The sequence below is a fragment of the Pectobacterium brasiliense genome (genome assembly GCF_016950255.1).
GTDB classification, from domain to species: domain Bacteria; phylum Pseudomonadota; class Gammaproteobacteria; order Enterobacterales; family Enterobacteriaceae; genus Pectobacterium; species Pectobacterium brasiliense.
In genome coordinates this window covers 722,474-747,437 of the sequence record NZ_JACGFN010000002.1, presented here as the reverse complement: position 1 = coordinate 747,437, position 24,964 = coordinate 722,474, and the positions used below count along the sequence as shown (strand labels likewise).

The window sequence follows — 24,964 nt, the reverse complement described above, 5'->3', positions numbered from 1 at the left end:
AAATCACACGTTTTCCCGCCGTGCTGACTAGCGCGATAAAAAGGGTTCTGCCTATCTTGTCAGGGTCGAGAAATGGTTTGATTCACGGCTATGTACCCGACCTGCTTTCTCATCCATACGCCACACCAGTACGCCAGACACACGCACAAACACAATAATAATGTCGTTGGGGGAAAAATGAGATTACCTGGACTGATTGTCATCGCCTTCTCTGCGCTCTGTTCGTTCGCGCAGGCTGCTGAACCCGTAGAATTACGCCTCTCCTGGTGGGGAGGAAACAGCCGCCATCAGGCGACCTTAACCGCGCTGGAAGCGTTTCAGAAAAAGTATCCGCACATTAGCGTGAAACCAGAATATACCGGTTGGGATGGGCACTTATCCCGTCTGACGACGCAGATTGCCAGCGGTGAAGAACCGGATGTGCTACAGGTTAACTGGAACTGGCTGCCGATTTTTTCCAAGACTGGCACCGGCTTTTATGACCTGAATAAGCTGACCGATACGCTGAAATTACAGGATTTCCCCGAAGATGCGCTGAAACCCGCGACGATTGATGGCAAAGTGAACGCGATTTCCACTTCGCTAAATGCGCTGGTGATGTACTACAACACGGAAACCTGGAAGAAGGCCGAACTGCCATATCCCACCACCTGGGATGAACTGTTCCATGCGGGCAAGGTGTTTAAAGAGAAACTGGGCGATAATTATTTCCCTATTGCTTCACCTGCGCAGGACAGCGGTGAAGGCATGCTGGAGCTGATCAACTATTACATGACGCAGAAGTACCAGATCGGCATGATCGATGAAAAGAACAAACGCTTTAACTACAGCGAGGCGCAGTGGATCGAGGCGTTTCGCTTCTATAAGCGTTTGATCGACGAGCATGTGATGCCGTCTTCGAAGTATTACAACGCGTTCGGCAAAGTCGGAATGTATGAAACTCGCCCCTGGATTAACGGGGAATACGGTGGGGCCCATCTGTGGATTTCGGTTGTGAAGAAATACGCCGATCCGCTGGCGGCACCCAGTAAGCTCGAACTAGGCCCGTACATCATGACGCCGGGATCGGATAACTCCGGGCAGTTCTTCAAACCGTCAATGCTGTTTGCCATCAGTAAAAATACCAAGCACCCGAAAGAGGCGGCGCTGTTGTTGAATTATCTGATGAACGATCCTGAAGGCGCGCTGCTGATGGGCACCGAGCGCGGTATTCCGCTCAGCCGTATCGCCAGACAAGCGCTGGAAGAAAAGCAGAAGCTGGATACCAACGATCTGTCGGTTGCCGGGCTCTCGATGGCGCTAGAAAAACCGATGCAAACGCCAGTGTCCTCGTATCTTGAAGATCCACAGCTGGCCAGCCTGATCCTGCAAACCATCGAACAGCTCGACTATGGCAAGAAGAGCGTGGAAGAATCGGCGAAAAACTTCAGCAATTCAGGCGATCGCATTCTGAAACGGGTGATTCGCTAGCAAGCGACTGACTCAGATCGTCATTGATTATGTTTGTTACTGATTACGTTCGTTATTGATTAATGTAGGGATTGCCGGTGCGTTACGTGAGTTCAGCCAACTGCTGTTGCAGGCTATCGGCTAACGCGCGTGGACGCCCGGCATCAAACATCACATGCAGGCTCACCGGGTAATCCCGGTGTTGCAGGCAGAAATCCTCCATTTCATGCCCAATCCCGTACAGCGTCTGAATATTGGTTTTGGCGATTTCCCGCAGCGTCCAGTTGTTCTCCACCTGTTTGCAGTAGTGCAGCGTAAAGAAGGCTTTCTGCGCGTGAACAAAGGCGCGGCAATACAGCGTCAGCCCGCGCCATTCCTGCTGCCAGCGCTGTCTGAGCGCGTCCGGCATCGCGTGTTCGCGGGAGAATTGCAGTGCGGCCTGCTGGCACTGTTCCGCCAGCTGCCAGGCGGCGTCTTTCTCTTTCGCAATGTGATAGAGATTCTGTGAAGCCAGCTCTGCATGCTGCGGATCGAACGTAATATCCTGACCGGAACCCGGTAGCCAGTGGTTGCGATTGAGCTGACCGTACAGGCTCCAGATCGCCTGACCAAAGCTGGTCGGTAGCAGACTGTGGCGATGGAAAACGTGGTGACGCGCATACAGCGACAGAGAAATGGCTTGATGAGCCTGCTCCAACAAGGCGAGCATCGCATGCAGCACAGTATCGTCCGGCTGCCATTGGTAGCGCGTCATGAGCCACTGTGCGAACAGCGTGCTTTCATTTGCCGCTGCGGTCTGGTTAGTCAGGAGTCGCGAACAGGCAAATAACGTAAATTCGCTGAGCGTGCCGATCACGCTGTGATTATCCACCCCTTCCCAACTGATGCGGCATAGTGCGCTGACAATCGCGGGATTTTTCTCCCGGCACCACAGCAGCCGCCCCTGCACCTCGGTGTAGCGCAGGAAGGGGAGATTGCCCCAGCCGACTTCTTCGCCAGCCAGATCCAGCTCAACCCAGACTTCACGCCCGCTGATGTCCAGCAGCGCGGGGTTATTGGGAAACTCCGGCCAGAAGCGTTCTGGAGTGACTTTAATGGCGACGGAGACCGATTCGGGCAGCGTGCGAATGGCGTTCAGGACATTACCGATATCCTGATGGCTGGCGGGAAACGCACGTAATACCAGATGACGCTGGTGGTAGTGCATCACGCGGGCAACGGCGGAAAATAGGCGATGATAGATCTGCTCGCTGTCGGCGTTGGTCGGCCAGAGCGTGGTAACGGGAGCGACACCGTTGATCGCATCGCCGGAAGGGGCAGAAAAGCGCAGCAGGCTATCGCTGTTGGAGATCGCCAGCAGCAGGCCGCTCAGCCTCGGGATCTGCTGCATCAGCAGTTCGACTTTGGCGGCAAGGTAGTCGCACCAAAAATCGGTATCCATGCGGAGGCTATGTTTGTCGTCCAGTAATTCCGGGTGATGGAGCAGTAAATCTGTGGGAAAGGACAGCTCTTTGCATTGCAGATATAACGCTAGTCCCTGTTCACGGCAGTGCGCCGCGACCTGATTCAGGTAAACACAGCGGGAACGCTGCTGGCTGCTGATGCGATCGTCAAAACGCGCGTTATTGTAGGCTTCTGGCGTCACCAGCTTATCCAGTAAATCCGCCGCCCCCAGCACCAGCGTATTGAAACCCTGTTCACGGGCGTAATCGACGACCGAGATGACCTGTTGCCAGTGCCAAATATCCTGCGTATTAAGTTCCAGCGCGCGTCGTTGCCACATCATTTTTCTCCCGTTGCCACTGGCGTGAGTATCGCATTGATGTGTTATCGCAAAGGATAAATTCCTGTGGCGAACGTCAGAAATGTGAGCCTGTTCGCTAATCGCGATCGTCTAACATGTTGTTGACGTGGCATTTATTGTGGGAGTGGGTATCGCGGATTGGTTATGATGCGTTAACTGGCAGGGCAGCAAAATCGAGGAATGCCAGCTAAAAGCCTTCCAGCAGCCTTAATTGGCTGAATGTGAGTGGGCGATAGAAGATATATCCTTGAATCCCAATGGGGTGATATTTATTTAACCGGTTCAAATCGGTCGCCTTCTCAACGCCTTCACAGATAATGTTTACGCCAAGAGGAATGAGTTTGTTCAATAAGACTTTTAGTTTTTGTGATTTTGTCTCTTCTTTCCCGATGCCATCGATAATAGAGCGATCGATTTTTATGGTATCGAAGTCAAACAAGCTCAGGCTGTCTATTTGTAAATTTCCTGCGCCGAAGTCATCTAATGAAATCATAAAGCCATATTTCTTGGCCTGATTTAAAAAGGGTATCCCGTCTATTAACTGCTGCCGGGTTGTTTTTTCACTGATCTCTATTTCTATATTCTGTGGGCTAACCTCATGCATGAGGCATTTTTGGTATAACTTTTCCAGATAGGCGGAATTATTGAAAAGTAAATGCGACAGGTTGAATGATATTGTCATGCTACTTTTATTTTTTATTACCTGACAGACCACATCAAACATAAAGTCTGTCACTTTATCGATGGCTTTACACTCCTCAATTTTATCTATGGTCTGCTGAGTCGATGTTAAAACGCCTTCTGAGTTATAAAACCTGGCGAGGGCTTCATAGCGGAATATTTTATTTTGAGGGAGATGGATAATAGGCTGAAACTCTGCTGTCAGCCTAAGAATTTTTCCATCGATATTCAATGTTGTTGTATTCATTTTACTGATTACTCACCCTCTCCATAGAAATAGGAATTCCAGAGCCTTACTCGGCTGGATTCTACACAATAGTTTGGAATATTTGGAAATTGTTTTAAATGATCAATTATCTACGTTTAATAGTTTTTGACTATCAATTAAAAATTAATGATCGTTTAAATCTATATTATCTTTGGGTGTTTATCCTGTTTGTTATTATTTAATTGGTTTTTAGTTTCATTATTTTTTGTTTAATTGGTTTTTGATTTATTTTTGTTTTAATTTTAATCAATTTAACGTGTAGGGGCGATCGTTGTGACTTCATAACATCCTTGTTAGGATGATCAACATCATGAAGATCGTCATGTCGTCATGGTATTAGGGTGAAGAAAATCGCATAAATTAAATCTGGGAGAGGTTTCACTCAGTAAGAATAGGTGTTTTTTACCGTTTTTAATTTTGTGTAAAAATTTTACGTTCGTGTAAAAATTCGTTTCTATTAAAAGGGAAATCCTTTTTGGATTTTGGGGTATATCACCGTCGCGTTAATAGGTAGATCTTATCGTGGAACACTTTTCTCCTCCTCCCGCTAAAGTGATTAGCGCATTACTGCAACATACCTATGTGATGTCTATCTATGCGAAGGATATGCTATATGCATTGAAAGCAGACGTTGCGGAATTGAATCCGGATAAAAACCGTATCGTGTTGGATGTGGAATACTCAGGCTCGGATATTGACAGATATCTTGCCGATGGGGGTTTGAATTTTGATCTGGAGGCGCTCAAAGGCACGGATAACATCGAACGAGAAACCTACAGTCTTTGTAATATTCCGACCCAATTATTCAAGACGGACAGTATGTTTTATCGTCTGGAATGTCGTTTGCCAGAATCTGTTTTTGTCACTGAAAACAGGGGGGCGATTCGTATTCCCTTTATTCTTGGTATGCAGGCTCGTGTTCGCATTGAGGTTTATCTACACACGCTTAACGTACCCGGAACCCTGCGTAATTTATCGACCGGTGGATGTCTGGTCGAAATCGATCTGGTTGAGAGTATTGCGATTGAAGTGGGTCAAGATATCCCCGGCATTACGCTTGAATTCCCTAATGGAGAAAGCTTTTATGCCGAGGGGAAAATTCGCCATATACGCCCCTTTGGTAATAATGGCTATGCGGCCGTCGGCATCCAATTTATCCATTTGTCTTCATCCCAGTCCGAAGCCCTGCTTCATTACACGAATGAGTCGGAAAGAGAGGCTGCATACCGAACCGGTATGACTGGCAGCATGGTGTATTCGTCTCCGTTGTTCATTCCGGGTACTAAGGAGAAAAATCTGTTGCTGCGAGAAAGTCAGGAGCGAGAGAAACGTACCCGCCAGACCCCGATGGAACGCGGCGTTATGGAGATTGCCCATCGGCTTCAGATTGGGCTGATGTATATCAAAACGCGCAATCAGCTGCCCGTTGAGATCTTTTATGACTGTGTTGATACCTTGCTGTATATGGTCAAAAAAGATCGAAAGGCTTTTCTGTATGCGCTGTCGTTCCTGCGTGATGAGGCGGACTGGGTCAGGCATGCGGTGCAGGTCGCGGGGAAATTGGCCGACATGTTGTTAATTGCCGATCCACACGATCCCTATTTGCGTGAGGCGGTGTTAGGCGCGTTACTCCACACGATGGGCAAACCGCTGTTGGTCAACGCCCGCCTTCCGTCGCTCAAGGTCAATATGAATCCGGCGCAGAAAGCGATCCTTAGCGGTCATGTGGCGGTGCTGGGCGCGAAGTTACGTGAGCTAGGCTGGTCGATAAGCCCCACCTGCCGCGATGTGATTGAGAATGCCAACGAGCGTGTGGACGGCAGCGGGTATCCGCAAGGCAAGCGTGCCGAACCATTGTCGCCGTTAGTCCGGCTGGTCTCTGTGATTAAGGCGATTAATAAGCTCAGGCATGCGCGTAATGGTATTTCCCCTCGCACGCCATTGGCCGCCTATCGCAAAATCTATGAGGCTAACGCGGCCTATGATAAAGCTGTGCTGGTCAAATATGTGCAGATTTACGGCCTCTACCCCATCGGCAGTCTGGCGAAATATTCGGGAGGTTTCCTCGGGTGGGTGATGGATATTGATAAAAAGGGTAAGCCTATCGTGGTGCATCTCACCAAGAACCTTCGTTTTCCTGATACCAATATCAGCAGCGTCGTTTCTAATGGCGACTTGCAGCAGGTCGGTAAGCTCGAAAACATCGTTCATCCTGACGATTTCGGCATGAAGGTCCTGAAAATTTAGTGAGTACCGTCTTCATAGAGGGCTGCATGGCAGCCCTTCTTCCTCATGACATCCTACCTGTATTTCCCTCGTGACAGGCTTGAAGCGTACGTGCCATCAGGCATAACACTTTAAGCAATAAGGACTATCAGAAAAACCATTTAGTCATTTTGGTTATTTAATATTTCCATCATTTCTTTAATTGTTAAGATGCAGATCGTTACCCTTATCCTCCATCCATCTTTTTATTGCATGTTTTTGTATTAGCGTCGTTGGCTAACAGCACAGGCACAAGGAAACAGAAATCACAATGACTACTCCGGTTTCCCCCACTTCATTGCTTCCGCTGAGTGTGGAGCAATTAACGCGTTTACAGGCGGCAACCGGTGATTTCTCATCGACGCAGCTGGCCTGGCTATCCGGCTATTTCTGGGGGCTGGTACAGCAGCCTGGGAACGCGCAGCCGGGGGCAATCGCCGCCACGGCAACGACAGCATCCGCAGTCACGGTACCAGTACAAACGATTACGCTGATTTCCGCCTCACAAACGGGCAATGCACGTCGGGTAGCGGAACAGCTGCGTGACGATCTGCTGGCAGCCAAGCTGTCCGTCAATCTGGTCAATGCGGGTGATTACAAATTCAAGCAAATCGGGCAGGAAAAACTGCTGCTGATCGTCGCCTCGACTCAGGGGGAAGGGGAGCCGCCGGAAGAAGCCGTCGCGCTGCACAAGTTCCTGCTGTCCAAAAAAGCCCCGGAGATGAAAGACACCGCGTTTGCCGTGTTTGGTCTGGGTGATACCTCTTATGAATTCTTCAGCAAGGCGGGTAAAGATTTCGATAGCCGTCTGGCTGAACTTGGCGCTGAACGTCTGCTGGATCGCGTGGATGCCGATGTAGATTATCAGGGGCTTGCCGAACAATGGCGACGTCAGCTGGTTGATATTTTGCAGGCGCGGGTGCCGGTTCAGGGCGAAGCCGTCGCGCAGATTGCCGCTCAGGGCGCACTGGATGAAATTACCAGCAGCCCATACAGCAAATCCTCACCGCTGCATGCCACGTTTGCCGTCAATCAGAAAGTGACCGGGCGTAACTCCGAAAAAGATGTTCGCCATATCGAGATCGATCTGGGCGATTCTGGTTTGCGTTACCAGCCGGGAGATGCGCTGGGCGTGTGGTTCGATAACGACCCCGCGCTGGTGCAGGAATTGCTGGAACTGCTGTGGCTGAAAGGCGATGAGTCCGTCAGCGTTGACGGCAAGACGCTGCCACTATCGCAGGCGCTGAAAAGCCATTTTGAACTGACGCAGAACACGGCACCGATTGTCGAGAAATACGCGGCACTGTCGCGTAATGAAACGCTGCTGTCGCTGTTGGCCGATAAGCCTGCGCTTCAGCAGTTCGCACAGCGCACACCGCTGGTGGATATGGTACGACAAGCGCCGACGGAACTGACGGCGGAGCAACTGCTGGGTCTGCTGCGTCCGCTGACGCCGCGTCTTTACTCTATTGCCTCCTCGCAGGCGGAAGTCGAAAGCGAAGTGCACATCACCGTTGGCGTGGTGCGCTACGAATACGAAGGCCGCGAGCGCGCCGGTGGCGCTTCCAGCTATCTGGCCGACAGACTGAGTGAAGACGATGAAATCCGCGTCTTCATCGAACATAACGATAACTTCCGTCTGCCTGCGAATTCCGACGCGCCAGTCATCATGATTGGGCCGGGCACCGGAATTGCGCCGTTCCGCGCCTTTATGCAGCAGCGCGATGCCGATGGGGCTGAAGGGAAAAACTGGTTGTTCTTCGGCAACCCACACTTTACGGAAGATTTTCTGTATCAGGTTGAATGGCAGCGCTACGTTAAAGATGGCCTGTTAACCAACATCGACCTGGCCTGGTCGCGCGATCAGGCGAATAAAGTTTACGTGCAGGACAAACTGCGGGAAAAAGGCGCGGAAGTCTGGCGCTGGATTCAGGATGGCGCGCACCTGTACGTGTGTGGTGATGCCAACCGTATGGCGAAAGACGTCGAGCGGGCACTGCTGGACGTGATAGTTGAGCATGGCGGCATGGACAGTGAACAGGCCGATGAGTTTTTAAGCGATCTGCGCCTTGAGCGCCGTTATCAGCGAGATGTGTACTAATGAGTGAAAAATACGTTTTCAGTGAAAAACACCCCGGCCCCTTGGTGGTAGAAGGGAAACTCGCTGATGCTGAGCGCATGAAGACAGAAAGTAACTTTCTGCGCGGCACGATTGCTGAAGACCTGAACGATGGTCTGACCGGTGGTTTCAGGGGCGATAACTTTCTGCTGATCCGTTTCCACGGTATGTATCAGCAGGATGACCGCGATATTCGCGCCGAACGTGCCGAGCAGAAGCTGGAGCCGCGCCATGCGATGCTGCTGCGCTGCCGTCTTCCCGGTGGCGTGATGACGCCAGAGCAGTGGCTGCGGATCGACAAATTTGCGACTGAAAATACGATCTACGGCAGCATTCGTATCACGAACCGCCAGACGTTCCAGTATCACGGTATTCTCAAATCGAATGTGAAACCGGTACACCAGATGCTGAATAGCATCGGGCTGGACGCGCTGGCGACGGCGAATGACATGAACCGTAACGTGCTGTGTACGTCTAACCCGATAGAATCCGAACTGCATCAGCAGGCCTATGAGTGGGCGAAAAAGATTTCTGAGCATCTGCTGCCGCGTACGCGCGCCTATGCTGAGATCTGGATGGATCAGGAGAAAGTCGCCACGACGGATGAGGAGCCGATTTTAGGTTCAACGTATCTGCCGCGTAAGTTCAAAACCACGGTGGTGATCCCGCCGCAGAATGATATCGATCTGCATGCGAACGATCTCAACTTCGTTGCGATTGCCGATAACGGCCGTCTGGTGGGCTTCAACGTGCTGGTGGGCGGTGGGCTCTCTATCGCGCACGGCGACAAAGAAACTTACCCGCGTACCGCCAGTGAGCTGGGTTACATTTCCATTGAGCATACGCTGACCATCGCGGAAGCGGTGGTGACCACGCAGCGCGATTGGGGTAATCGTACTAACCGTAAAAACGCGAAAACCAAGTACACGCTGGAGCGTGTGGGCGTAGACAACTTCAAGCAGGAAGTGGAAGCGCGTGCCGGTGTGAAATTTGAAGCCGTGCGTCCTTATGAATTCACCGGACGTGGCGATCGCATCGGCTGGGTAAAAGGCATCGACAATAAATGGCATCTGACGCTGTTTATCGAAAACGGTCGTGTTCTGGATTATCCGGGTCGTCCGTTGAAAACCGGTCTGGCGGAAATTGCCAAGATCCACAAAGGGGATTTCCGCTTAACGGCGAACCAGAATTTGATCATCGCAGGCGTTCCTGCACGTAGCAAAGCGAAGATTGATGCGCTGGCGCGTGAGCACGGCCTGATTGATGACGACGTCAGCGAGCAGCGCAAGAATTCGATGGCCTGTGTGTCGTTCCCGACCTGTCCGCTGGCGATGGCGGAAGCCGAACGCTTCCTGCCGGAGTTCGTCACGAAAGTGGAAGGCATCATGCAGCAGCACGGCGTGGGCGATGAACACATCGTTCTGCGCGTGACGGGCTGCCCGAACGGCTGCGGTCGCGCAATGCTGGCGGAAATCGGTCTGGTGGGCAAAGCGGTGGGGCGTTATAACCTGCATCTGGGCGGGAATCGCGAGGGAACACGCATTCCGCGTATGTATCGCGAGAACATTAATGAAACCGAGATCCTTGCAGAAATGGATCGATTTATCGGGCTGTGGGCGCAAGATCGCCAGCAGAATGAAGGCTTCGGGGATTTCGTGATTCGCACCAACATCATTAAAGCGGTGCTGGATCCTGCCCGCGATTTTTATGACTGACAGGAGAGCCTGATGGCCGAATTTAATCTTGAGGCGCTCAACGCGTTGCCGAAAGCGGAGCAGGCGGCCGCGCTGGCTATCGTCAATGGTCAGCTTGAGCTGCTATCGGCGCAGGAAAGAGTGAGCTGGGCGCTGGAGAATCTGCCGGGCGACTATGTGTTGTCGTCCAGTTTCGGCATTCAGGCGGCGGTATCGCTGCATCTGGTGACGCAACAGCGGCCGGATATTCCGGTTATCCTCACGGATACGGGCTATCTGTTTCCTGAAACCTATCAGTTTATTGATGCGCTGACGGAACAGCTGAAGCTGAATCTGCAAGTGTATCGCGCGGCTGAATCTCCGGCCTGGCAAGAGGCGCGCTACGGCAAGCTGTGGGAGCAGGGTGTGGAAGGCATTGAGCGCTACAACCTGCTGAATAAAGTCGAGCCGATGAATCGGGCGCTGAGTGAGTTAAAAGCGAAAACATGGTTTGCTGGCCTGCGTCGTGAGCAGTCCGGCAGCCGGGGGGAATTACCGGTGCTGGCGATTCAGCGCGGCGTCTTCAAATTCCTGCCGATTATCGACTGGGACAACCGAACGGTGTACCGGTACCTGAAAGAAAACGGCCTGGATTACCATCCGCTGTGGGAGCAGGGCTATCTGTCAGTCGGTGATACGCACACCACCCGTAAATGGGAACCGGGTATGGCCGAAGAAGAAACGCGTTTCTTCGGCCTGAAACGCGAATGCGGGCTGCACGAAGGGTAAAAGAGAAAACCGGGCATCGCCCGGTTTTTTACTTCTGGGATTAAGGGTTGTGCTGCGCGCCCTGAATCGCAGTCAGCGCGATGGTGTAGACGATATCGTCAACCAGCGCCCCGCGTGAAAGATCGTTTACGGGTTTGCGCATCCCTTGCAGCATTGGCCCGATAGAGGTCAGGTCGGCGGAACGTTGAACGGCTTTGTAGGTGGTATTGCCGGTATTCAAATCCGGGAAAATAAAAACGGTCGCTTTCCCTGCTACCTTTGAGTCCGGTGCCTTCGCGCGGGCAACATCCGCCATAATTGCGGCATCATATTGCAGTGGACCATCAATAATCATATCCGGCCGTCTCGCCTGTGCTATCCGCGTCGCCTCCCTCACTTTTTCGACATCGTTGCCAGAGCCGGAATTGCCGGTCGAATAGGATATCATCGCCACGCGTGGTTCAATGCCGAATAGCGCCGCTGAGTCTGCGGATTGAATCGCAATCTCGGCCAGTTGCTCTGCCGTAGGATCGGGATTGATCGCGCAGTCGCCGTACACCAATACCTGCTCGGGCAGTAGCATAAAGAAGATGGAGGATACCAGAGCGCTTTCCGGCCTGGTTTTAATCAGCTGTAGTGGAGGGCGTATCGTGTTGGCTGTCGTGTGTACCGCGCCAGAAACCAGACCATCCACTTCGTCTTGTTCAAGCATCAGCGTGCCAAGTACGACATTATCTTCCAACTGTTCGCGGGCGACGATGTCCGTCATTCCTTTGTTTTTTCGTAACTCAACCAGGCGTGGCACATAGCGTTCCCTGACAACGTGGGGATCGATAATCGTGATTCCATCGCCCAGCGATACGCCTTGAGATGCCGCGATGTGCAGAATATTTTCCGGATCGCCTAATAATACACAGTGAGCGATGCCGCGTTCGGCACAGATGGCCGCCGCTTTGATTGTACGTGGTTCATCCCCTTCGGGTAACACGATTCGTTTACCTGCGCGACGCGCCAGTTCGGTTAACTGATAGCGAAACGCCGGTGGTGACAGACGATGCGTACGCTCGGTGGCCGCACTCAGCGTATCAATCCAGACGGGGTCGATGTAGTTTGCCATGTAGTCGCATACCTGCTCGATACGCTCGTAATCATCAACGGGCACCGTTGGCTGGTAGCTCTGTAAATCCAAAGAGGTTTGCCAGGTATTACTCTGTACCAGATAGACGGGTAGGCCAGTGGCAAAAGCACGTTCGCACAACGTATGGATACTGCTCGGGATTGGCTCGCCTCCGGTGAGGAGAAGAGCGCCGATTTCCACCCCGTTCATCGCAGCCAGACAGGCGGCAATAATGACTTCGGGACGATCGGCTGATGTCACCAGCAGTGCGCCAGGCTGGAAATACTGCAACATATGCGGCACGCTGCGCGCGCAGAAGACGATCGATTTTATGCGGCGAGTCTGTCGATCGCCGGTGTGGATTGCGGCAGCCTGCAAATGGCTGACAATGTCGCTGACCCGAGTTGAAATCAGATCAAAGTTCCATGGCACCGCACCGAGTAAAGGAAGTGGGCTCATCGCCTTCAGCCGCTTTATGTCCAGACTGACGACGTTAGCTCCGGTTGCATCGTCAAAAATCCGCGAAAGATCCGGTCGTGCACGGCCTTGTTCATCAACTGGCGCGTTGAGCTTATTGACGATGGCACCAATGATGGAGGTTCCCTTATTGGGTTTCAGACTGCTTCGCGCCAGTTCAATGCGTGCTTTTAGTTCATCGGCATTGTCAGAACCTTGCGACAGAACAAGAATGACTTCCGCGTTCAGGGTATTGGCAATTTCCATATTAAGCGATGCGGCGAATGGGTGCTTACGCGTCGGTACCAGACCTTCAACCAGCACGATATCGGCATGGCGGATGTTTTCGTGATAACGGGCAACAATAGTTTCCAGTAAAATCTCTTTTTTCTGCTGTGACAGCAGTGATTCTGTATGCGCTATCGTAAGAGGTTCCGCAACGGGGAGGCGGGAACTGGTGCGAACTATTGCCGTGGTTAGATCCGTGATGTCGTTGCTGTCGCGCGGCTGCGCGACAGGCTTGAAGATACTCAGGCGTACACCTTTACGTTCGATTGCGCGAATAAGGCCGAGGCTGATGCTCGTCAGCCCCACACCTGTGCCAGTAGGGATGAGCATAATGGTACGGGGCATGTCTTATCCTTCTTATTTTCTCGTGCGATAGCGGCTCGTCATACAGCAAATGGGTTATGCATAAAATGGGTTATGCATAGTTGGATACGCCAATGCACTGTCCTGAATATAATTTATTGAGAGCTGGGTTAACTGTGATTTAACGCCGCCAGGCTACTGCTACGTAAATCAATGACCATCCGGCCTTTGATTTTTCCTTGCTCCATTTCTTCAAAAATGGCGTTGACGTCGGTCATTGGGCGTAGTGTCACTTTAGGGACGACTTTCCCCTCCTGAGCAAACTGGAACGCTTCCTGTAAATCCTGACGTGTCCCTACCAGTGAACCGATGACCTGAATGCCATCAAGCACCAGACGCGGAATGTACAGGTCCATACTTTCGGGAGGCAGGCCGATGGCAACCACCCGCGCCCCGGCGCGTACCGCATCAATGGCAGAATTAAACACCGCCCGTGCGACGGCGGTGACGACGGCAGCATGTGCACCGCCCACTTTTTCCTGAATGATTTCTGCCGCGTTTTCTTTCGCTGGGTTGATGACTAAATCTGCACCCATCTCTTTTGCAAAGGCCAGTTGGGCATCGTTAACATCCACGGCGATAACGTTGGCGTTAAAGACATTTTTTGCGTATTGCAATGCCAGATTCCCTAACCCGCCGAGGCCATAAATAACAATCCACTGGCCGGGTTTAACGGTGGAAACTTTGACCGCTTTGTAGGTTGTTACGCCCGCGCAGGTAATACTGCTGGCCGCAGCCGGATCCAACCCATCGGGAACCTTGACCGCATAATCTGCGACGACAATACATTCCTCAGCCATACCGCCATCGACGGTATAACCGGCATTTTTGACGCCACGGCATAGCGTTTCATTGCCGCCGACACAGTATTCACAGTGTCCACATCCTTGATAGAACCAGGCCACGCTGGCACGATCGCCCGGTTTGAGTGAGGTGACACCGGGCCCAATGGCTTTAACGATGCCAATGCCTTCATGGCCGAGAATGACCCCGGTTTTATCACCATAATCGCCATTTTTGACGTGTAGATCCGTATGACAGACACCGCAGTATTCCATGGCAAGCAACGCTTCGCCGTGGCCGGGTTCGCGTAATGCTTTTTCAATAATTTCGGCTTTTCCACCTTTACCGGCGACAACTGCTTTCATAACTGACTCCTGTTCGTATTTAACACATAAATAAGCTGACGATGACACATGCCTCTTATGAGGCGACGGCGAAAAATTAAGATGAGTTTGACCTTGTGATGCTGGATGGCATCACAGAAAGACTCGTTATACGGATAAAGAAAAGATAAGTGGCTAGTGTTGTAAGCGCCGTCGTAGCGTTAACGATGGCTTCTCGTTAAAGAGCTTTTGATAATCTCTGGCAAACTGGCTCAGGTGCCAGAACCCCCATTGCATGGCGGCATCTTGAACCGTACGGTGCGGCGATATTGGGCTGATGAGTTCGCGACGAACCGCATTGAGACGGATGATTTTTAGCCAGGCATTGGGGCCAATGCCTACCACGCTGTGGAAGGCGTTCTGTAATGTTCGGCGACTCACGTGTAACTGGCGGCAGAGATCGAGCACGGTGACTGGCTCTGATGTTTGACTCAACACATACTCACGTACAAACGAAATCAATTTGCGATAGTGATGACTTTGCGCATATTCAGAGGGCGATTGAGCGTTTTCCAGAAAGGAAATGAGCGTAGTCAGTAGGTTATGTTTCAGCACTTTTTCTGCATTACGTGTTTTCATCACGTGGGGGAAATGGCAGCTATACCACAGAGCCTGACGGATAAATGAACACAGCGTGGCTTTTTTGTCGTGTTCTATTTGCAGCGTTGCCCCCTGATTCAACCTCTGAGTCAGCCATTCTGGATCGCTAAGTGCGCCAATATACTGATTAAGCACATCGTGTGAGATAACAACGCCCAAAATGGAAAACTCGTCGGGTGTACTTAATTCAAACTCTTTGCCGCCGGGGCTAACAGCGATGCTGTATTCATCCAGCGGTTGGGCATCAATAAATCCCATACTCTCTTGTGTTGAAGGGACGCCGAACCAGAATGAACCGGGCCATACCATACAAGATTGGCGGAGCGCGAGGTTTGTGTATTCGTGACAAAGCTGAATGCCATCTAACAGTAATTCCTGAAGTTCGCCGCGGAAATGGCCGGGTGAAACCTGATCGTACAACTGCTGCCAGGCTGTGATCGTACAGGACTGGGCATAAACATCCTGTGTGGAATACTGATGGATGTACTGCTCCTGAGAAGACAATCGTTTTTCTGGAGGAGTGACCCTGGCATCAAGCTGATGCAGTGGTGGGGTATTCTCGGTTCTCATAGGCATTTTCCTCCCAGAAAAAGCTTTACTCTATGGTGACATCCAACATCGTGATACCCAGCATGCTTGCAAGCCATCGTCGCTATAACGCGCTCCTGCCTGTTATTCACGGCGATGGCTGTAGTACTGATAAAATTAAACGATCCTGAACATATCTACCATCACACAGCGTCGAATTCGCACAAAAGTACGTGCAGATGTCACACCTTCGCCCGTCGGCGTGGAAATGGTCATGGACGTACATCCTTCGCCGCCCAATCCTAATCCCGCAATACAGGGGCCATTTTTCACAAAGATGCTGGTGTTGATCGCATTCGCCATCTTGTGCAGATTATTAATATTTGTTGAGTGCATGGCAGCGGTATGACGGCGTCCGCCTTCCAGATGGATGGCAAGTTCGATGGCTTCCTCCACATCCCGTACACGAACAATGGGCAGAACCGGCATCATCATTTCGGTTACGGCGAACGGGTGATTCGCGTCCGTTTCCGCCAGTAACAGGCGAGTGTGTTCGCTGACATCCAGACCAATGGCCGCCGCAATTTTGGCCGCGTCGCGTCCTACCCAATCGCGATGTGGACGCCCGTTCCCATGCTCGTCAATATCGGTGAGTAACAATGACTGAAGTTGCTCGGTTTGTTGGCGAGTAAGTAATACAGCCTGATGGTATTGCATTTCCGACAGTAACTCATCGGCGACGCTGTTGACCACGATTGCCACTTTCTCATCGACACAGATAATGTTGTTATCAAACGATGCGCCGCGAACAATATCACGTGCGGCACGTTCGATATTTGCCGTTTCATCAACCACTACCGGTGGATTTCCCGCGCCAGCGGCAATCAAACGTTTGTCTGTATGTTTGCGAGCTGCTTCCACGACGGCTTCGCCGCCGGTAACAACCAGCAGGCTGATACCGGGGTGCCGGAATAGCCGCTGTGCAGTTTCAATATTAGGCTCAGCCACCGTCACTAACAGATTCTCTGGGCCACCTGCGGCAACAATGGCTTTATTCAACAGGCTGATCGTGTAGAGCGATACTTTCTTTGCCGAGGGATGTGGAGCAAAAACGATACTGTTGCCTGCGGCAATCATACTGATGGCGTTATTGATAACGGTGGCGGCCGGATTGGTTGATGGCGTGACGGATGCCACGACGCCCCATGGTGCGTTTTCAATCAGCGTGAGGCCGTTATCTCCTGTCACGACTTTTGCCGACAGGCTCTCAGTTCCGGGCGTACTACGCGCCTGCGAGACATTTTTGGCATATTTATCCGCCACACGTCCCATGCCGGTTTCTTCCACGGCCATTTCGGCCAGAACCTGCGCATAGCGTTCGCCGGCCTGACGGACGGCTGCAATAACGTTTTGCCGCACAATGACGTTATCCAGCCGTTTTTGCGCGTGCGCTGCGGCAGAGACGGCATCGTCCAGAGAGGCAAAGATCCCATATTGTGCATCGAAATCAGTAACAGGGCGTGCCGGGGCGTTGAGCTCGAGTGTTGATTGTTCCATACGCGCAATCCTCTTCTATTAATAAGCTAATTTGGCTTGACGTTTGTCGTGGCATGACCACAACAGATTTGCGTCCATACCACGAGGAATCGTGATCCATTCTGTTCAGTCAACGCTTGAACGAATCGTGTGAACCTCTTCTCGTTAATGGCTTTTTGCTACCCGCGGGGCTACTGGCATGTTGCAATGAATCTGGAAAAGCAAATATCAAAAATCGGCAAACTGTCCGCAACTTTGACATGCGTCATAAACTCTTTCGAACAAATGTCGGTGTAAGGTCGATAGCTGACGAGGATGTGTGAGTAGTCGGATTTATTTTACTGTTATTCCATTACGGAACTTGTCATTCCAATTCGGCATTTCATAAGTGTTCTGTCCGCACCGTATAGTCGCATTATCTACTTTTTTGCTTAGTTAAGGCGATTGTGAACTATCTCCCTTTATTTGCCGATCTTCGTCAGCGTCCGGTACTGGTTGTCGGCGGCGGCGAGGTTGCTACGCGCAAAATCGATCTACTGCAACGCGCGGGTGCGGAGGTAAAAATTGTCGCACAGGCGCTGGCCGAACCGCTGGCGGCGCAGCATCAGGCCGGGCAGGTTGAATGGCTGGCGCAGGTTTTTACGCCTGATTTGCTATCCGGCGTATTTCTGGTGATTGCCGCTACGGATGACGCCGAGCTGAATGCCGCGGTATTTGAGGCGGCGAATCAGCGCCACTTGCTGGTGAACGTGGTAGACGATCAGCCGAAGTGCTCGTTTATTTTCCCCTCGATTGTCGATCGCTCTCCGCTGGTGGTGGCCATTTCCTCGGGTGGACAGGCACCGGTGCTGGCGCGTCTGCTGCGTGAAAAGCTGGAATCATTACTGCCCGCCAGTTTGGGCACGATGGCGGATATCGCCGGAAGCTGGCGCGACAGAATTAAAACCCGACTGCATTCGATGCCGGCACGCCGTCGTTTTTGGGAACGGCTGTTTGTCGGACGCTTTGCGTCGCTGGTGTCCGCGGGGCAACTGGCGCAGGCCGAGGATGAATTGCAACAGCAGCTGGCGCATCAGCAAGAGGAACAGCAGCAGCCCGCGGCGGCACGTGGCGAAGTCGCACTGGTTGGCGCAGGTCCCGGCGATGCCGGACTGCTGACGCTGCGTGGATTGCAGGTGATGCAGCAGGCGGACGTGGTGCTGTATGACCATCTGGTCAGCGCCGACGTACTGGATTTGGTGCGCCGCGATGCCGAACGTATCTGCGTTGGAAAACGCGCCAGTACGCATTCGTTGCCGCAGGATGAGATTAATCAGCTATTGGTGAAGCTGGCGCAGGAAGGGAAGCGGGTAGTGCGCCTGAAAGGTGGCGATCCCTTCATTTTTGGCCGCGGCGGTGAAGAGCTGCAAGCGGTGGCGCAGGCCGGTATCACGTTTCAGGTGGTGCCCGGCGTGACGGCTGCGGCAGGCGTCACGGCGTATGCGGGGATCCCGTTAACGCACCGTGACTACGCGCAGAGCGTACTTTTTATTACCGGACACTGTCGCCCGGATGGCGATTCGCTGGACTGGTCGACGCTGGCGCGTGGCCGTCAGACGCTGGCGATTTATATGGGAACGATGAAGGCCGCCGAGATTTCGCAGCAACTGATCGCACATGGCCGTTCATCGCAGACGCCCGTTGCCGTGATCAGTCGCGGCACCCGACACGATCAGCAAGTGCAAATTGGCACGTTGCAACAGTTAGAACATTTGGCACGGCAAGCGCCGACACCTGCGCTGCTGGTGATTGGCGAGGTGGTGGATTTGCACCATCAGATTGCCTGGTTTGGTCAGACAACGCCGACGGTGCCGCAAGACAGCCGCCCAGCGGTAGTAAACTTGGCTTAAGGAAAGGGTATGGACGAGAAACGACTCACGCATTTACGGCAGCTTGAAGCCGAAAGCATTCACATCATCCGCGAAGTAGCGGCCGAGTTCAGTAATCCGGTGATGATGTACTCCATCGGCAAAGACTCTTCGGTGATGCTGCATCTGGCGCGCAAGGCGTTCTATCCGGGATCGCTGCCTTTCCCGCTGCTGCACGTTGATACCGGCTGGAAATTTCGTGAAATGTACGAATTCCGCGACCGGACGGCAAAAGCCTATGGCTGTGAACTGTTGGTGCACCGCAACCCGCAGGGGGAAGCGCTGGGAATTAACCCCTTTGTGCACGGCAGCGCCAAGCACACAGACATCATGAAAACCGAAGGGCTGAAGCAGGCGCTGGATAAATACGGTTTTGATGCCGCGTTTGGCGGGGCGCGCCGCGATGAAGAGAAATCGCGTGCCAAAGAGCGTATTTACTCCTTCCGCGATCGTTTCCACCGCTGGGATCCGAAGAATCAGCGCCCGGAGCTGTGGCATAACTACAACGGCCAGATTAATAAAGGCGAGAGCATCCGCGTTTTCCCGCTCTCCAACTGGACCGAGTTGGATATCTGGCAATACATCTATCTGGAAAACATCGATATTGTTCCGCTATATCTGGCCGCGCCGCGTCCGGTGGTGGAACGCGATGGCATGCTGCTGATGGTGGATGACGATCGCATCGATCTGCAACCCGGTGAAGTGATCGAACAACGCATGGTGCGCTTCCGCACGCTGGGCTGCTGGCCGCTGACGGGCGCGGTGGCATCAGAGGCGCAAACGCTGCCGGAAATCATCGAAGAGATGCTGGTTTCCACGACCAGTGAGCGTCAGGGAAGGGTAATTGACCGCGATCAGGCCGGTTCAATGGAGCTGAAAAAGCGTCAAGGGTATTTCTGAGGAATCGTCGAATGAGCCAAATTTCTTTAAAAGACACAGCGGCAGACAATGCGGCTGAGAAAGATGCCGTCATCATCAACAATGCGATTGCACAGCAGATCGCCGAGCAGGGCGGTGTGGAAGCGTATTTACACGCGCAGCAGGATAAAACGCTGCTGCGTTTCCTGACCTGCGGTAGCGTCGACGATGGAAAAAGTACGCTGATTGGCCGTTTGTTACACGATACGCGCCAGATTTATGAAGATCAGCTCAGTACGCTGCACAATGACAGCAAGCGTCTGGGCACGCAGGGCGAAAAACTGGATCTGGCGCTGCTGGTCGATGGGCTTCAGGCTGAACGTGAACAGGGCATCACGATTGACGTGGCCTACCGCTATTTTTCCACGGAAAAACGCAAATTCATCATCGCCGATACGCCGGGACACGAGCAGTACACCCGCAACATGGCAACGGGCGCATCAACCTGCGAACTGGCGATCCTGCTGATTGACGCTCGCAAAGGCGTATTGGATCAAACCCGTCGTCACAGCTTTATTGCGACCCTGCTGGGGATTCGCGATCTGGTGGTGGCGGTGAACAAAATGGACTTAGTGGATTATCAGCAAACGGTGTTTGAGCAGTTTAAGCAGGACTATCTGGATTTTGCTCAGCAACTGCCTGCCGACCTGAATATCACCTTTGTGCCGATTTCCGCGCTGGATGGCGACAATGTCGCAACGCCGAGTACGACGATGGGCTGGTATACCGGACCGACGCTGCTGGACGTGCTGGAAACGGTCAATGTGGCACAGCGTACGCTGGAACAGCCGATGCGTTTCCCGGTTCAGTATGTGAATCGCCCGAATCTGGATTTCCGTGGCTACGCGGGAACGCTGGCCTCCGGCATCATCCGCGTTGGGCAACGGGTTAAAGTGCTGCCATCCGGCGTAGAATCCACCGTCAGCCGTATTGTGACCTTTGACGGGGATTTACCGCAGGCGCAGGCGGGTGAAGCGATTACGCTGGTGCTGGCGGATGAGGTGGATATCAGCCGTGGTGACCTGCTGATCGACAGCAGCGAGTCGCTGAAAGCGGTGCAGCATGCGCTGGTGGACGTCGTCTGGATGGCGGAGCAGCCGCTGGTGCCGGGACAGAGTTACGACATCAAGATTGGCGGTAAGAAAACGCGCGCTCGGGTCGAGAATATTCAGTATCAGGTTGAGATCAATACGCTGACGCAGCGCGTCGCGGAGAACCTGCCGCTGAATGGTATCGGTTCGGTTGAGCTGATTTTTGATGAGCCGCTGGTGTTGGACAACTATCAGCACAATGCGGTGACGGGCGGGATGATCTTTATCGATCGCCTGAGCAACGTCACGATCGGTGCGGGGCTGGTGCGGGAACCTATCGAGCAGGTGTATCAGGAGCCGGGCGCGCACAGTGCGTTTGAGCTGGAACTGAATGCACTGGTACGTCGCCACTTCCCACATTGGGGTGCGCGCGATCTGCTGGGAGGCAAATAACGTGTCTTTACGCGATGAACCGACTGACGATAACGTCGTCTGGCATGCGCACGATGTCACCCGAGAGTCGCGCGAGAAATTGCATGGTCATCAGGGCGTCGTTATCTGGTTTACCGGGTTGTCTGGATCCGGTAAATCCACGCTGGCGGGGGCGTTGGAACAGGCGCTACATCAACGTGGCGTCAGCACCTATCTGCTGGATGGCGACAATGTGCGGCACGGATTGTGCCGTGATTTAGGCTTCACCGACGACGATCGGCGCGAAAATATCCGCCGCGTGGGTGAAGTCGCCAAACTGATGGTAGATGCGGGTCTGGTGGTCCTGACCGCGTTTATCTCGCCGCACCGCGCCGAGCGTAAAATGGTGCAGGATTTACTGGGCGAAGAGCAGTTCATCGAAGTCTTCGTGGATACGCCGTTAGCGACCTGTGAAGCGCGCGATCCTAAGGGGTTGTATAAAAAAGCCCGTGCGGGAGAGCTGCGTAATTTCACTGGGATCGACTCGGCGTATGAAGCGCCGGAAGCGCCGGATAGTCATCTGGATGGCGAACAATTAGTAACAAATTTGACAGGCCAATTGTTAGATCTGCTGGGCAAGAGAGCTATTATCAAGCTCTGATATCCCGCTTTTTTCACCGCGCTAGTGGGTGATGAGGGGACGAATGGGAAAGATTATGCAAAATGCCACGCAGTTAACGATTAGCAAGACTCGGCCAGCGCAACAAGAAGAAGATGACGGCGTTTCCTACCTGTTTATGGGGGCGGTAACGGGGTTCTCCTTCTATTGGTTGGCCTTTGCCATCCCTTTTCTGGTATACGGCTCCAATACCACGTTTTTCTTCATGCTCTACACCTGGCCGTTTTTTCTGGCGCTGATGCCGTTTTCAGTGCTGGTTGGCGTCGGGTTTAGCTTCCTGCTGCGAGGCTATATTTTTTATACGCTTTTTGCGACAGGGCTGACGGTGATCTGCCTGTTCTGGCTGGTATTTTCTTTTCTGACGGGGTGGTAAAAGAAAAAGGCTGCCAGCGTGGAAGACGCTGACAGCCCATGGTCCATGGTCTTACCGTATTTACAGTATCTTGCTCAGGAAAGCCTGCGTGCGCGGGTTACTCGGGTGAGTAAAGATCGCCTCTGGCGTTCCCTGTTCCTGAATGACTCCCTGATCGATAAAGATCACTCTATCGGCCACTTCTCTGGCAAAGGCCATTTCATGGGTCACGATGACCATCGTCATGCCTTCATTCGCCAGCGTTTTCATAACCGCTAACACTTCGCCAACCAGCTCCGGGTCCAGCGCGGATGTCGGTTCATCGAACAACATGATCGCGGGCTCCATCGCTAATGCGCGGGCAATCGCGACACGCTGTTGCTGTCCACCGGATAGGCTATTCGGCCAGGCATCGATTTTATCCAGCAGGCCGACCTTGCTGAGCAACGCTTTAGCCCGTTCAACGGCCTGTGCTCGCGGCAATTTTTTCACATCCATCGGTGCCATAATGATGTTTTCCAACACCGTCATGTGCGGAAACAGATTAAAGCGCTGGAACACCATCCCGACGCTTTCACGCACGCGATTGATATTGGTTTTCTGATCGTGAATGGCAAAACCGTTGACCGTGATCTCGCCTGCCGACAGAGTCTCCAGTGCGTTGATACAGCGCAGAAAGGTACTTTTTCCTGAACCGGATGGGCCAATCAGGCAGAGCACTTCCTGAGGTGCGATGTCGCAGGAAATACCGCGCAGGACATGCGTATCACCAAACTGTTTTTGCAGGTTTTTAACGTGAATCACTTTTGCCAAACCTCGTTTCCATGTGCCGCACCAGCAGCGAAAGCAGGAAAGTAATAACCCAATAAACGATAGAAATCGTCAGGTAGGGTTCCCAGTACGTGGCGTAAGCCCCTGACACCGTACGAGCGGCATAGGCGAGATCCGCCAATCCGATTGCCGAAGCCAGCGATGAATCTTTCACAATTGCGATGGCGTTGTTGCCCAGCGGTGGCAGCATGCGGCGAAAAGCCTGCGGCAGAATGACTTTCCGCATGGTGCGACCATAGCTCATGCCGAGAGAGCGTGACGCTTCCATCTGGCCGCGATCGATCGACTGAATACCGGCGCGGAATATCTCAGAGACATAGGCACCCGCATTCAGCGTAATCGCCACGATGCAAGAGAGGAACGCGCCGTAATCTGAGCGTAGCGTGCGGGCAAAATCGACCGACATAATATTGCTGGTCACCAGCAGCCCGTCACGCGGGTTGATGAACAGCGGCACCAGCGCGAAGTGCACCACCATGATTTGTACAAACAGCGGCGTGCCGCGGAAGGCGCTGATGTAGATGCGTACTGGCCATTGAACGCCGTAGTGCAGGATATATTTCCACGGCCCGTGCGGTGCCTGCGCTAAGCGACCTAATCCGAGCGTTAATCCCCAGCAGGTGCCAAGAATGACACAGATAATGGTGCATTTGATGGTCATCCAGGTGCCTTCCATAAACAGCGGGGCATATTCCTGAATGATCTCCCAACGAAATCCCGTCAAGATCGTTTCCTTTTTTGAATAGGCTAACGTAATGATTACTCTAAATTAAACCGGACAGGCTAGCTGTCCGGTTGATGCGACGTCTCGTGTGAAGCGGTGGAGATCTGGAGAGGTGCGCAGTATCTTGCAGGCGTTATTCTGCGGGTAAGGTCGGAACGTTGTTATCAAACCAGGTTTGATAGATCTTGGCGTAGGTGCCATCAGCAACGATTTTTTTCAGCCCGGAGTTGATTTTCGCGCGCAGCTGATCGTTGCCTTTCGCGACGGCGATCCCGAAATACTGGCGTTCGAATTTAGCGTCGGAAACCAGATTGAACTGTTTTTCAGGGTGAGTCTTAATGTAAAACTTCACTACGCCCACGTCGCCAACCGCTGCGCCCACTCCGTCTTCATACAGCTCTTGTAACATTAACGGGGTGTTATCAAAGCGCTTAATCGATGTACTGTTTTTACCTAATACATCTGAGACCACGATATCGGCGGTACTGGAGTTCACAACGCCGACTTTGTGATCTTTCAGCGCCGCAATTGAGTCGATCGTCGAGCCTTTAGGCACCACGATGGACTGCTCAGCTGGGAAATACGGTGTGGAGAAATCGACCATTTGCTTACGTTTGTCGGTAATCGTGATACCGGAAATGATAATGTCGCGGTCGCCGGAGTTAAGGGTCGCGAAGATCCCTTCCCACGGCGTATTGATCAACTTGATATTAAAATTCTCCGCCTTGGCGATCGCTTTAATAATAGCAATATCAAAGCCTTCCAGCTCTTTCTGCGCATTTTCAAATTCAAAGGGACGATAGGTTCCGCCAGAGCCTACAACGTAAGTGGGTTCCGCGGCGAAGGCGCTGGTGGGGAGTACGGTAGTGGATAGGGCGGTGGTGAAGAGCGCACCAACGAATAACAATTTTTTGAACATGGTTTTCTCCTGGTTTAAATGTAAAATTTTCTTTTTTTATGCACTTTGTATGCATAAAAATACACAGATAGCATTAATGGTTCAACTGACGTTTTTCCTATGGACGGTTTT

At 52.5% G+C, this 24,964-nt stretch carries 19 protein-coding genes; 10 read left to right on the top strand and 9 right to left on the bottom strand.

Annotated features, from left to right (window positions below):
- The first annotated feature begins 177 nt into the window (after positions 1 to 177).
- The gene (locus H4F65_RS17935; protein ID WP_010681605.1) at positions 178 to 1,470 is read left to right on the top strand and encodes an ABC transporter substrate-binding protein; all 1,293 of its coding nucleotides are present in this window, start codon (positions 178 to 180) and stop codon (positions 1,468 to 1,470) included.
- 82 nt (positions 1,471 to 1,552) lie between these two features.
- Here the strand turns inward: H4F65_RS17935 and H4F65_RS17930 are convergent, their stop codons facing one another.
- On the bottom strand, positions 1,553 to 3,232 hold the full coding sequence (locus tag H4F65_RS17930) for a hypothetical protein (protein ID WP_010681604.1): 1,680 nt from the start codon (positions 3,230 to 3,232) through the stop codon (positions 1,553 to 1,555).
- A 208-nt stretch (positions 3,233 to 3,440) separates the two neighbouring features.
- A complete protein-coding gene (locus H4F65_RS17925; protein WP_010681603.1) occupies positions 3,441 to 4,181 on the bottom strand; it encodes an EAL domain-containing protein in 741 nt (246 codons plus the stop codon).
- Positions 4,182 to 4,724: 543 nt separating this feature from the next.
- Here H4F65_RS17925 and H4F65_RS17920 point away from each other — a divergent pair.
- The 4 genes from H4F65_RS17920 (at position 4,725) to H4F65_RS17905 (ending at position 11,048) form a co-directional block, all read left to right on the top strand.
- Positions 4,725 to 6,449, top strand: coding sequence for a PilZ domain-containing protein (locus H4F65_RS17920; RefSeq protein WP_010681602.1), 1,725 nt, complete (start codon positions 4,725 to 4,727; stop codon positions 6,447 to 6,449).
- Positions 6,450 to 6,738: 289 nt separating this feature from the next.
- Positions 6,739 to 8,568: an NADPH-dependent assimilatory sulfite reductase flavoprotein subunit gene (gene cysJ / locus H4F65_RS17915; protein ID WP_010681601.1), complete on the top strand. Its 1,830-nt coding sequence runs from the start codon at positions 6,739 to 6,741 to the stop codon at positions 8,566 to 8,568.
- The gene (gene cysI / locus H4F65_RS17910) at positions 8,568 to 10,301 is read left to right on the top strand and encodes an assimilatory sulfite reductase (NADPH) hemoprotein subunit (RefSeq protein WP_010681600.1); all 1,734 of its coding nucleotides are present in this window, start codon (positions 8,568 to 8,570) and stop codon (positions 10,299 to 10,301) included. Before cysJ ends, cysI begins: the two co-directional genes overlap by 1 nt.
- A gap of 12 nt (positions 10,302 to 10,313) precedes the next feature.
- Positions 10,314 to 11,048: a phosphoadenylyl-sulfate reductase gene (locus H4F65_RS17905; RefSeq protein WP_010681599.1), complete on the top strand. Its 735-nt coding sequence runs from the start codon at positions 10,314 to 10,316 to the stop codon at positions 11,046 to 11,048.
- A gap of 40 nt (positions 11,049 to 11,088) precedes the next feature.
- On the opposite strand, the gene pta is transcribed toward H4F65_RS17905, so the two are convergent.
- From pta to H4F65_RS17885, 4 genes are all read right to left on the bottom strand, one after another.
- Positions 11,089 to 13,233, bottom strand: coding sequence for a phosphate acetyltransferase (gene pta / locus H4F65_RS17900; RefSeq protein ID WP_010681598.1), 2,145 nt, complete (start codon positions 13,231 to 13,233; stop codon positions 11,089 to 11,091).
- Between the two features lie 128 nt (positions 13,234 to 13,361).
- Positions 13,362 to 14,399 carry an alcohol dehydrogenase AdhP gene (gene adhP, locus H4F65_RS17895; RefSeq protein ID WP_010681597.1) on the bottom strand — a complete coding sequence of 346 codons (1,038 nt, stop codon included), beginning with the start codon at positions 14,397 to 14,399 and terminating at the stop codon, positions 13,362 to 13,364.
- 153 nt (positions 14,400 to 14,552) lie between these two features.
- Positions 14,553 to 15,587, bottom strand: coding sequence for an HTH-type transcriptional regulator EutR (gene eutR, locus H4F65_RS17890; protein ID WP_010681596.1), 1,035 nt, complete (start codon positions 15,585 to 15,587; stop codon positions 14,553 to 14,555).
- A gap of 135 nt (positions 15,588 to 15,722) precedes the next feature.
- The gene (locus H4F65_RS17885; RefSeq protein WP_010681595.1) at positions 15,723 to 17,102 is read right to left on the bottom strand and encodes an aldehyde dehydrogenase family protein; all 1,380 of its coding nucleotides are present in this window, start codon (positions 17,100 to 17,102) and stop codon (positions 15,723 to 15,725) included.
- Positions 17,103 to 17,527: 425 nt separating this feature from the next.
- Here H4F65_RS17885 and cysG point away from each other — a divergent pair, with 425 nt between their 5' ends.
- The 5 genes from cysG (at position 17,528) to H4F65_RS17860 (ending at position 22,400) form a co-directional block, all read left to right on the top strand.
- Positions 17,528 to 18,970, top strand: a complete 1,443-nt coding sequence (gene cysG, locus H4F65_RS17880) for a siroheme synthase CysG (RefSeq protein WP_010681594.1) — start codon at positions 17,528 to 17,530, stop codon at positions 18,968 to 18,970.
- 9 nt (positions 18,971 to 18,979) lie between these two features.
- Positions 18,980 to 19,888, top strand: coding sequence for a sulfate adenylyltransferase subunit CysD (cysD, locus tag H4F65_RS17875; protein ID WP_010299862.1), 909 nt, complete (start codon positions 18,980 to 18,982; stop codon positions 19,886 to 19,888).
- Positions 19,889 to 19,962: 74 nt separating this feature from the next.
- Complete coding sequence (cysN, locus tag H4F65_RS17870; protein ID WP_039317090.1) at positions 19,963 to 21,390, top strand: sulfate adenylyltransferase subunit CysN; 1,428 nt, start codon at positions 19,963 to 19,965, stop codon at positions 21,388 to 21,390.
- Complete coding sequence (gene cysC / locus H4F65_RS17865) at positions 21,329 to 22,009, top strand: adenylyl-sulfate kinase (RefSeq protein WP_172644990.1); 681 nt, start codon at positions 21,329 to 21,331, stop codon at positions 22,007 to 22,009. The genes cysN and cysC overlap by 62 nt, the downstream gene beginning before the upstream one ends.
- A gap of 55 nt (positions 22,010 to 22,064) precedes the next feature.
- Positions 22,065 to 22,400 carry a DUF3561 family protein gene (locus tag H4F65_RS17860; RefSeq protein ID WP_039272805.1) on the top strand — a complete coding sequence of 112 codons (336 nt, stop codon included), beginning with the start codon at positions 22,065 to 22,067 and terminating at the stop codon, positions 22,398 to 22,400.
- Positions 22,401 to 22,460: 60 nt separating this feature from the next.
- Here H4F65_RS17860 and H4F65_RS17855 read toward each other — a convergent pair whose 3' ends face one another.
- The 3 genes from H4F65_RS17855 to H4F65_RS17845 all read right to left on the bottom strand — a co-directional run bounded on the left by H4F65_RS17855 (position 22,461) and on the right by H4F65_RS17845 (position 24,853).
- The gene (locus H4F65_RS17855) at positions 22,461 to 23,183 is read right to left on the bottom strand and encodes an amino acid ABC transporter ATP-binding protein (protein WP_010681590.1); all 723 of its coding nucleotides are present in this window, start codon (positions 23,181 to 23,183) and stop codon (positions 22,461 to 22,463) included.
- Positions 23,170 to 23,934: an amino acid ABC transporter permease gene (locus H4F65_RS17850; RefSeq protein WP_010681589.1), complete on the bottom strand. Its 765-nt coding sequence runs from the start codon at positions 23,932 to 23,934 to the stop codon at positions 23,170 to 23,172. Before H4F65_RS17850 ends, H4F65_RS17855 begins: the two co-directional genes overlap by 14 nt.
- 133 nt (positions 23,935 to 24,067) lie before the next feature.
- On the bottom strand, positions 24,068 to 24,853 hold the full coding sequence (locus H4F65_RS17845; protein WP_010681588.1) for a basic amino acid ABC transporter substrate-binding protein: 786 nt from the start codon (positions 24,851 to 24,853) through the stop codon (positions 24,068 to 24,070).
- Between the last annotated feature and the right edge of the window lie 111 nt (positions 24,854 to 24,964).

What these genes read in the sequence shown, in the direction of transcription:
- cysI (WP_010681600.1), top strand. Translation starts at nt 8,568, where the DNA reads ATGAGTGAAAAATACGTTTTCAGTGAAAAACACCCCGGCCCCTTGGTG.
- pta (WP_010681598.1), bottom strand. Translation starts at nt 13,233, where the DNA reads ATGCCCCGTACCATTATGCTCATCCCTACTGGCACAGGTGTGGGGCTG.
- H4F65_RS17860 (WP_039272805.1), top strand. Translation starts at nt 22,065, where the DNA reads ATGCAAAATGCCACGCAGTTAACGATTAGCAAGACTCGGCCAGCGCAA.
- H4F65_RS17885 (WP_010681595.1), bottom strand. Translation starts at nt 17,102, where the DNA reads ATGGAACAATCAACACTCGAGCTCAACGCCCCGGCACGCCCTGTTACT.
- H4F65_RS17930 (WP_010681604.1), bottom strand. Translation starts at nt 3,232, where the DNA reads ATGTGGCAACGACGCGCGCTGGAACTTAATACGCAGGATATTTGGCAC.
- cysD (WP_010299862.1), top strand. Translation starts at nt 18,980, where the DNA reads ATGGACGAGAAACGACTCACGCATTTACGGCAGCTTGAAGCCGAAAGC.
- adhP (WP_010681597.1), bottom strand. Translation starts at nt 14,399, where the DNA reads ATGAAAGCAGTTGTCGCCGGTAAAGGTGGAAAAGCCGAAATTATTGAA.
- H4F65_RS17905 (WP_010681599.1), top strand. Translation starts at nt 10,314, where the DNA reads ATGGCCGAATTTAATCTTGAGGCGCTCAACGCGTTGCCGAAAGCGGAG.
- H4F65_RS17845 (WP_010681588.1), bottom strand. Translation starts at nt 24,853, where the DNA reads ATGTTCAAAAAATTGTTATTCGTTGGTGCGCTCTTCACCACCGCCCTA.
- H4F65_RS17925 (WP_010681603.1), bottom strand. Translation starts at nt 4,181, where the DNA reads ATGAATACAACAACATTGAATATCGATGGAAAAATTCTTAGGCTGACA.
- eutR (WP_010681596.1), bottom strand. Translation starts at nt 15,587, where the DNA reads ATGAGAACCGAGAATACCCCACCACTGCATCAGCTTGATGCCAGGGTC.
- cysJ (WP_010681601.1), top strand. Translation starts at nt 6,739, where the DNA reads ATGACTACTCCGGTTTCCCCCACTTCATTGCTTCCGCTGAGTGTGGAG.
- H4F65_RS17935 (WP_010681605.1), top strand. Translation starts at nt 178, where the DNA reads ATGAGATTACCTGGACTGATTGTCATCGCCTTCTCTGCGCTCTGTTCG.
- cysC (WP_172644990.1), top strand. Translation starts at nt 21,329, where the DNA reads ATGCACTGGTACGTCGCCACTTCCCACATTGGGGTGCGCGCGATCTGC.